9 protein-coding genes are annotated in these 9025 nt (G+C 30.1%); 8 read left to right on the forward strand and 1 reads right to left on the reverse strand.

Annotated features, from left to right (window positions below; all coding sequences use genetic code 11):
* Nucleotides 1-143 precede the first annotated feature (143 nt).
* From K337_RS0117290 to K337_RS0117300, 3 genes are all read left to right on the forward strand, one after another.
* Nucleotides 144-944, forward strand: a complete 801-nt coding sequence (locus K337_RS0117290) for an energy transducer TonB (protein ID WP_028857692.1) — start codon at nt 144-146, stop codon at nt 942-944.
* A 62-nt stretch (nt 945-1006) separates the two neighbouring features.
* A complete protein-coding gene (locus tag K337_RS0117295; RefSeq protein WP_028857693.1) occupies nt 1007-1501 on the forward strand; it encodes a flavodoxin family protein in 495 nt (164 codons plus the stop codon).
* Nucleotides 1502-1734: 233 nt separating this feature from the next.
* Entirely contained in the window at nt 1735-2337 is a 603-nt protein-coding gene (locus tag K337_RS0117300; RefSeq protein WP_169712902.1) for an HD-GYP domain-containing protein, read from the forward strand.
* A 156-nt stretch (nt 2338-2493) separates the two neighbouring features.
* Here K337_RS0117300 and K337_RS19005 read toward each other — a convergent pair whose 3' ends face one another.
* Nucleotides 2494-3711 (reverse strand): hypothetical protein, encoded by a 1218-nt coding sequence (locus K337_RS19005; protein ID WP_051251916.1) that lies wholly within the window; start codon nt 3709-3711, stop codon nt 2494-2496.
* Between the two features lie 202 nt (nt 3712-3913).
* Between K337_RS19005 and msrA the strand changes: the two genes are divergently transcribed.
* The 5 genes from msrA to K337_RS0117330 form a co-directional block, all read left to right on the forward strand.
* Nucleotides 3914-4516, forward strand: a complete 603-nt coding sequence (msrA, locus tag K337_RS19010; RefSeq protein ID WP_245584907.1) for a peptide-methionine (S)-S-oxide reductase MsrA — start codon at nt 3914-3916, stop codon at nt 4514-4516.
* Between the two features lie 233 nt (nt 4517-4749).
* The gene (locus K337_RS0117315; RefSeq protein WP_028857695.1) at nt 4750-5118 is read left to right on the forward strand and encodes a hypothetical protein; all 369 of its coding nucleotides are present in this window, start codon (nt 4750-4752) and stop codon (nt 5116-5118) included.
* Between the two features lie 338 nt (nt 5119-5456).
* Entirely contained in the window at nt 5457-6113 is a 657-nt protein-coding gene (locus tag K337_RS0117320) for an NAD(P)H-dependent oxidoreductase (RefSeq protein WP_028857696.1), read from the forward strand.
* A gap of 155 nt (nt 6114-6268) precedes the next feature.
* Nucleotides 6269-6553 (forward strand): putative quinol monooxygenase, encoded by a 285-nt coding sequence (locus tag K337_RS0117325; protein WP_028857697.1) that lies wholly within the window; start codon nt 6269-6271, stop codon nt 6551-6553.
* Between the two features lie 640 nt (nt 6554-7193).
* A partial coding sequence (locus K337_RS0117330) for a hypothetical protein (RefSeq protein ID WP_156877421.1) occupies nt 7194-9025 on the forward strand: 1832 nt, incomplete at its 3' end.

Raw genomic sequence — 9025 nt, forward strand, 5'->3', positions numbered from 1 at the left:
TATAAACTAGTGAGCCTAATTTATATTAATTCTTATATTCACATCATATTTTTTTATTGTTTAAATTTAATATTTAGATGGGAAATATATTTTAATACCTTATTAAAAACTTATTCTCGAAGTATAAAACTTTGGAGGTTTTTATGAGGTATTTTTTATTTTCTCTGGTGCTGCATATTATAATAGTTGTTTTTGCTTTAGAAACAATGAAAGATCCATTGGAGTTCAAGCAGGTTGGGGATCCTAAAGTTTCATTTACTATGATAGGAGCCAGTGAAAAAATCAGCGGTTCATCCCAGGATTTTGTCTTAAAAAAGCAGGCTCCCCAGCAGGAGAAAAAGATTCAAAAAAATATGACAAAACAAATAAAAGAGGAGGTTAAACCTGAAAAAAAGAAAATTATAAAAAAAGAAGTGACTAAAAGTAAAAAAAAGAAGTTAGAAACAAAAAATAAAGTAGTAGATAAAATTGAAAAGATGGAAAAAAATTCTAAATCAGATAATATTCAAAAAGAAAATAATGAACTTTCTTTGGATTCAGCAACAGAAACAAAAATACAACAAGATAACCAGACCACAGATCAAAACTCTCCAGAGAAAGAGATAATAAACGGTTTTGTAAAATTAGCTGACGGGAGTGTTGCCGCTAAAAATCAGGGTGTCAAAGGTTTGAGCTATGGTTTTTTATCTCAGCCTGAACCAAACTACCCGGAGATTGCCAGAAAAATGGGATTTAACAGTGATATAACCATTAAAGTCAGATTTTTAATCGGTTATGACGGTCGTGTGGAGGAGATTAAATTTTATGATGATATAGAAAAATTTGGATTTCGAAATGAAGTAAATAAAGCTTTAAATCAATGGAGATCTACACCTATAACAGTTAATGGTGATAAAGTTAAATTATATTTCTATAAAAAATTTAAATTTGAAAAAATCAGATAGCTATATATAAATTATGAACTAAACAAAATATAAATTAATATGAGTATATTACGGAGGTAACAATGAAAACATTAATCGCTTATTCAAGTAAAACAGGAAATACCAGAAGAGTCGGAGAAGCTATTTTAAAGGCTTTTCCCCAGGGAGAAATTAAAGACATTAAAGATATAGATAATCTTGACTATGATCTTATTATTGTAGGGACATGGATAGACAAGGGAACCGCAGATGCAAAGGCTCTTAAATTTATAGAAACTATAAAAGAGAAAAGAACAGCTTATTTCTTTACATTAGGAGCTTTCCCAAATTCTAACCATGCAAATGACTGCATAAAAAATATAGATAAATTGTTCCTGGATAACAAAAATACCCTCATTGGAAACTTCCACTGTCAGGGTGCAATTGATCCAAAATTAATTTCTTGGATGTCAGAACTGCCGGCTGAACATCCACATTCACCTAATAAAGAAAGGGTTGAAAGATGGGAAGAGGCCGCTAAACATCCAGATAAAAAAGATTTTGAAAATGCCTATAACTACTTTAAAAACTTAGTATAATTTTAAAGATTTAGAATCAATTAACACAATACAAAGTGAGGAAGGGTATTTAAATACTCTTCCTCACTTCATATATCAACTTTTATGTATAGGCATTAGAGTTTAAAAAACTATCAAAAGAATATTATCACTCTATAACTGATAGTTAATTTTACTCTCTGAAAAATAAGTTATTACTAAGGAAATATTACAAATAAAATTCAGATTGAATCAGCAAATTAGGAGGATATATATTGAACATTAACTTTCACGTTTTTATCGATAATTTAGTATCTACAATTGAAGCAAAGGACCTTTATACTGCCGGACATTCTACTAGAGTTGCCGATTTAGCTTTTATCATTGCAGAGCATATGAACTATAACAAAGAATTTTGTGAAAAAATACATATAGCTGGACATCTCCATGATATTGGAAAAATAGGAATACCAGATGGAATTCTTTTAAAATCAGGAAAACTTACCAAAAGTGAATTTGAAGTAATTAAAGATCACCCCTTAATAGGTTTTGAAATCTTAAAGAATAATCCGTCTTTAAAGGACGTACCCCTAATCATAAAACATCATCATGAAAAATTTGACGGAACTGGTTACCCAGATCAACTAAAAAGCGATGATATTCCTATAGGTTCTAGAATAATTGCAGTTGCTGATTCTTTTGACGCAATGGTTACACGAAGGACTTATAAATCTGCTATAACCTTTGAATCTGCGATCGAAGAACTTTTGACAGAATCCCATAAACAATTTGATAAAAATATCGTAGATAATTTTTTAGATGTAATCAAGGATAGAGAAAAACTCAGCAATATAAAAAATATTTTCAGTCTTTCCTAAAGATCTTTAAAAAGAAGAGAAACTATTACAAATATTGTAGAAGCTAGAACCAATAATTTTTTTTAAAATGAGAAGTAACAATCTCTAATTGTCACTTCTTATTTCTAATATATTAGATTTTTTATCTGTCAGTAACAGAACCTAAAATTAGCTATCCTAATGGGTAAAACTTTCACTGATTTTTATATCTTTGTCCATAAACCTTAAAATCTCAATATTTCTTAGGGTATCTGTCCCACCTCTTTTTAAATTATCAGCTATAATGATACTCCCATCCTTTTTTATTATATTATAATCTGAAGAAATACCGTTAATTTGAACTATATCAATACCCCCTCTCCCGTCAATTTTGTTATTTCCGCTATTTCCTATTAAAACATTCCCCTCTGAATTTCCAATCAATCCGGTATTGTTATTTCCCAAGAGCATTGCATTCTTTAGATATCTGGATTTGTGTGTGTAAGGTTCACTCTCATCATAGTACATTTTAAAGGTACCATTAAATTCAGGGTCAATTCTGGCCATATAGGTGATATAACTCGGTAAAAATTCACTTATAATTTTATATCCCATAGGATCATTTTTTTTAATATCATCTCTGGTTTTTGAAGTATAAATCCCCCACATTCCACCATCGGATTTTGTATACGAACCCCAGAGTCCATAGTAGGAATCTATTACAGATGCAATATATTCCTGTTCCAGACTTCCTTCCTTTTCAAGTTCTAATAACCAATCCTTTGACTCCAGTCCCCAAAGGCCTTTCTTTCCCCAGTCTTTTTTATTTTTAGGAAGGGAATTTCTCATAGCCCTATAGATTTTATTTTGCAAGTCTGGAAGAGCTCCCGGATTACTTTTTATTCCAATACCATAGTCATGAACCATATGAAATATCTCTTCATAGCTGGCATCTCTATGTTCATAGTTATTTTTTATATACCATTCACTTCCTACTGTCGTTACTTCCATTTGGTATAGTGGCTGCCCCATAAGAGCTCTTTCCGGAATATCAGATTCACCATCTGCTCCATTTGGCATAATCAACACTCCTCCATTTTCCGCTATCTTATTTGCCACATCCTCTTTTTTATAAGTTTTAAAATCCTCTAGATAAAAACTTAATTGATTATAAGCCTTCAATATCTGTTCATCTGTTACTTTATCCTGAGCTACTATTGTTATAGGCTCTCCATTGGGTGCAATATATTGAATATATTTAGAATAATATTTTTTATATACGCCACCTAACTTTGTGGTATTCCTTATAATATTTTTTTCATTTATATATTTTTTATAATTTGGATTTGAGTAATCCTCACTTTGGGCAAACGAAAAAACTGACAATAACATTATATTTAAAAATATTTTCTTCATGAATAATTCCTCCCTTAAAAATTTTAATATATCTTTTCAAGTATAACCTTAATAAAAAAAAATTAAAAGAAATTTTTAATTGGTTGATTATTATAAACTCTCTTTTCCTAATTCTTGACTTCTCTAATAAAGTTTGTTACAATTATGTTACAAACAAAAGTTAGTTAGTGCTTTCAACAGATAGAATTTCAGGAGGTCAATAATGATAAAAAAATTTATTCTATTACTGATGATTATAATGGGGAATTTAGCCTATGGAGGAGAACTCAAAGAGGCTCTTTTTGCCGGTGGATGTTTTTGGTCTATGGAGAAATCCTTTGAAGGGATCTCAGGTGTAGAATCGGTGGTTTCAGGTTATGCAGGAAAGTCTGTTACAGTAAATAATAAAAAGAAAAAACCCATAGAAGTTATCCACATCACCTATGATCCTTCCATGGTTACCTATGAAGAGTTACTGAAACTCTATTGGAAACAGGTCGATCCCACAGATGGAGAAGGTCAGTTTGTAGACAGAGGATATCAATATAGTCCCGCTGTATTTTATTACGACAAGGAACAAAAACAAGCCGCTGTTAATTCAAAAACAGACCTAGAGACCAGGGGAGTATATGAAAAACCCATAGTAGCTCCTGTTTTAATAGCTCCTAAATTTTATCCGGCAAAGGAATACCATCAGAATTATTCCAAGAAGAACCCTATAAAATATCAATATTCCAGAATCAAGTCAGGAAGGGATGAATTTTTGGATGATATCTGGGGAAAAGACAGAAAGGATGTAGGAGTAAGGGAGTTAAAAAGTAATTAACACCTATCCAATAAAGGATGCAACCCTAGATGACTCAATATAAAAATAGATCTTTGACCAAAGGAACTCCTAAATTTAGGAGTTTCTTTTTTATGCCTGCACTATTCATCGCGATTAAAAAATGTTAACATAAAGTATTAAAAATTATTAAAATTTAATGACACAGGTATCATCTCCATTCCCCTGTATAGTATTAGAGGAATTAAAATATTTTATTGGGAGGACGAATACATATGAAAAAAATTATTTTATTGTTTTTTACCCTGTCACTTATGTCATTTGGTTCTCCAAAATATGATTTTAGATTTAAAAATGTGGATATTTTACAGGTTAAAATAAGCCGGAAATACAATGGCGTAAGAAGTTTAACAGGAGTAGTAACCAATAAAAGTTCAAAAGAAATAGAATATATAAAGTTTAATATTAAAATCAAAGATAAAAACATTACTCAAGATAATAACTACTTTACTGTAGGAGAGATAAGATCCTATAACTTACCTCCCAATAAAAAAATAAACTTTAAAACCTATCTAAAAGTTTTGGATATGGATAGTAGAGATCTCAAAGTAGAAATAATCGATTTAGTTATGAGTAAAAAATAAATTTTATCTAAAGGAAATATGATTCCGAAGAGCCTATGTTCTTTAAACTTATTGATGAGAGTAAATTGCAGGATTAATTTTCTGCTTTTTTTTATTAAAAATTTATAAGTATCACTAAAGATTTTCTCCTTCTACACTTTAAAAAATATAGTTTTATAGGGGAAAAAAATTATTTTTATCCAGATTTTCATTTCCATTACTTTCTATAAGGAAACTATATAACTATACGGAAACTACTTCACAAAGAAATATTTAAATGCTATTCTTAATCAAATCAGAAAAGTAATGATTATAAAAATTAATGATTAAATAAATTTTAAATAAAGGGAGATTTAACTATGAAAAAACAATTTTTAGACGCAATGAATACAAGATATGCATGTAAGGAATTTGATATTGAAAAAAAAATTAGTGATGAGGACTTTAACTTTATATTGGAAACTGGAAGATTATCTCCTAGTTCATTTGGTTTTGAACCTTGGCAGTTTTTAGTGATCAAAGATCAACAAAAAAAATTAGATATTACTGAATTTTCATGGGGTGGAAGAGATAGAGCTACAGGAGCCAGTCACTTTGTAGTAGCTTTAACTAGAAAGGGTGATATGAAACACGACTCAGAATATTTAAATAATTTTATGAGAGATGTTCAAAAATTACCAGAAGATGTAATTGAGATGAAAACTGGCTTCTTCAAAGGATTCCAAGAAAATGATTTTAAACTCTTAGAAAATGAAAAAACATTAACAGACTGGGCTGGAAAACAAGCATATATCGCTTTAGGAAATATGTTAACAGCTGGTGCAATTATAGGCGCTGATTCTTGTCCTATCGAAGGTTTTGATAAGGAAAAAACAGAAAAAGTTTTAGGAGAAAAATTTGATATAGATATGAATAAATTTGACCTAGCTTACATGGCTGCATTTGGGTATGCAAAAAATCCAGCCAAACATGAGAAAACAAGAAGAAAAATGGAAGATGTTGTTAAATTTTATTAGGTAGCAGCCAAAACTTTTAATTAATAAAAATTTATAGTAAGATAAGAGGTGATAATTCTAGGGTTATTACTTCTTATTTTTTTAAAAAGGTATCAAAATAAGATAAAGTTCACAGAAAATTTATAGAATAAAATAAATATTAAAGGAGTAAAATTATGATAAAAATTACAGCAAAAGCCAATGTAAAGAAGGAAAATATAGACCTTTATTTAAAAGTTGCTTCTGTCTTAACAGATGCAAGTAGAAATGAAGAAGGAAATATTTCATACGGTTTATTTCAAGATACAGAAAATCCTTCTACTTTAACATTCATAGAGGAATGGAAAAGTTTAGAAGCGGTTAAAATCCACGAAGAATCTGAACATTTTAAAACAAATATTTCAAAATTAATTGAATTAGCAGAATCTATAGATATAAATGTATATAACCAGGTTGTATAAATTTAAAATATAGATAGAGGTAAAAATTTATGTATTTTGCATACTTAGATTTAAATGATTTTTAAAGAAAAATTTCAATAGTGTAAATAAAATATAAAAGAGATAGCTTCCTTTGGTAATGAAATTACTAAAGGAGGCTATTTTTTTATCCCATCTTAATCACCTTAATTATTTTAAATGTTATCTACTTTTAAGATCTAAGATATTTACTAAATCATTATTTAATAATTTTTTATCATGACGACAATTGACGTAGATTTTTTAATAGAGAGTATCTATAATACAAAATGAATATTGGATTAAATATACTTATGAAAAAATAGAAAATTTAGTTTATTTAGTTAATTACTTATTTATTTAGGAAAGTATTTTTTCCTACAAAAATGGTTTAAAATGTCTTAAACTAAAAAAAATGTAATCATTACAATTTCAAGGGGAGAATTTTATGAAAAAAAGAAAATGTGTAGGCCTCTTAATATTTTTAAAAATAACATTAAGTAGTCTAGCTATAAGTGTTTCCCAAAGTACTGCCACACCGTCAAAAATAACTCAGCTTACCCCTAATATGGATCAAAGGATTACAGACAATGAACAAGGGATTAAAGATCAAGCTGCCAGAGCTGAAGGAATCGAAAATAAATTGCAAACCAGTATTAATGATAACAAAGCTCAACAGGATCAAATCAATACTAATCAAGGTAATACTAATAATGGGTTGAGAACTGATGTTGATAAAAATAAAAATGACATATCATCTAATCAACAAACTCAAGCTGCTATTAATACATCACAGACTAATACCAATAACGTACAGACTACCGTCAATAAGGGTTTGAGAACTGATGTCGATAAAAATAAAAATGACATATCATCTAATCAACAAACTCAAGCTGCTATTAATACATCACAGACTAATACTAATAACGTACAGACTACCGTCAATAAGGGTTTGAGAACTGATGTCGATAAAAATAAAAATGACATATCATCTAATCAACAAACTCAAGCTGCTATTAATACATCACAGACTAATACTAATAACGTACAGACTACCGTCAATAAGGGTTTGAGAACTGATGTCGATAAAAATACCGACCACATTAAAAATTACCAAACTCAGCTTACTAACAATGAAAACACTATGGCTGCTAACACTGCGCAGTTGGCAAATAACAGTAAACAATTGGAAGCTAATAAAGATTCTATGGATGAATTTCATACAGATTTCACAGAAATTAGAAAAGATGCTGTTGATGCAAAAATCCTAGCGAATTCTAATAAAAAACAAATAGATACAAATACTCAAGGGATCGCAACATTACAGACAGGCCTGAGTAAAAAAGCTAATCAAACTGATTTAAAGTCTTTGGCTACTAAACCCGAAGTAGCTCAAGTAGCTCAAGTAGCTCATACGGCTGCTATTCAAGCACAGACAAATGCAGATGTTTTAAAAGGATTTATGGGAAAGAAACTCTCAGCTCAAGATGTTATACAAGCTCATGAGGCTATGAAACTAAATACACAAGATATTGAAGCCATTCAAGGTATTGTTGACCCTAAAGACGGTTCTACCTATGCCAATGGTCAATTTGCACAGGATGTTCAATCTTTAAAAACTCACATTGCAGATATTCATGCAAATGCAGTAGGGATTGGTGAAGCTAAAGATGAAGCTGCTAAAGCATTCGCTCAGTCTCATGCAGCAGAAATACAATCTACAGCTAATGCAGGAAAGATATCTACCTTAGAAGCAAAAGAAACTGACGCAAAACACAGGTTAACTAAAAATGAAAAAGATATCTCTTCACTACAAACAGATGTTGTTTCCCAAGGTGAAATAACCAAACTTCAAGATGAGAGGATCAATGGTCTACAGGATAAAAACAGTAGACAAGATGAGACAATCTCTGATTTTCATAGGCGGTTAAGTACAACAGAAAATGGAATTTCAAATATTCAAACTCAGTTGGCTGATAAAAACAACGGACTGGATTCAAAATCTTCTAAAGATCAAACTACAGAAGGGATGACGCAGATAGTTGGAGCTACTGTAAGAATTGATTCCAATGGTCATGTTATATCAGGAGTAGACGGAAGTACTATAAAAAATTTAAAGGATCTAACAACAGGACAAAGTGTCAATGCCCAGGCTATCAAAATTGAAACTAAAAGAGCTCAAAAAGCTGAAGGTAAATTAGGTGCTGATATTAAAGCTAATACTCAATCTATTACTGATAATAAAGATGCTCAAGATATAGTTAATATTGCTCAAGATATAGTTAATACTGCTCAAACTACTGCTACTTCTAATGAAGTTTCTAGAGCTAAAACGGCAGAAGAAGCTAATCAAAAACAAATTACTGACAATAAGAATAGTCAAAATGTAATTAATACTAAACATGAGAACCTTATTGGGGCTAATACTACTGCTACTTCTAATGAAGTTTCTAGAGCTAAAACGGCAGAAGAAGT

It is taken from the genome of Psychrilyobacter atlanticus DSM 19335 (assembly GCF_000426625.1).
Lineage (GTDB): Bacteria > Fusobacteriota > Fusobacteriia > Fusobacteriales > Fusobacteriaceae > Psychrilyobacter > Psychrilyobacter atlanticus.

Coding starts and splice junctions, on each gene's coding strand:
- K337_RS0117290 (WP_028857692.1), top strand. CDS start 144: ATGAGGTATTTTTTATTTTCTCTGGTGCTGCATATTATAATAGTTGTT.
- K337_RS0117295 (WP_028857693.1), top strand. CDS start 1,007: ATGAAAACATTAATCGCTTATTCAAGTAAAACAGGAAATACCAGAAGA.
- K337_RS19005 (WP_051251916.1), bottom strand. CDS start 3,711: ATGAAGAAAATATTTTTAAATATAATGTTATTGTCAGTTTTTTCGTTT.
- msrA (WP_245584907.1), top strand. CDS start 3,914: ATGATAAAAAAATTTATTCTATTACTGATGATTATAATGGGGAATTTA.
- K337_RS0117315 (WP_028857695.1), top strand. CDS start 4,750: ATGAAAAAAATTATTTTATTGTTTTTTACCCTGTCACTTATGTCATTT.
- K337_RS0117320 (WP_028857696.1), top strand. CDS start 5,457: ATGAAAAAACAATTTTTAGACGCAATGAATACAAGATATGCATGTAAG.
- K337_RS0117325 (WP_028857697.1), top strand. CDS start 6,269: ATGATAAAAATTACAGCAAAAGCCAATGTAAAGAAGGAAAATATAGAC.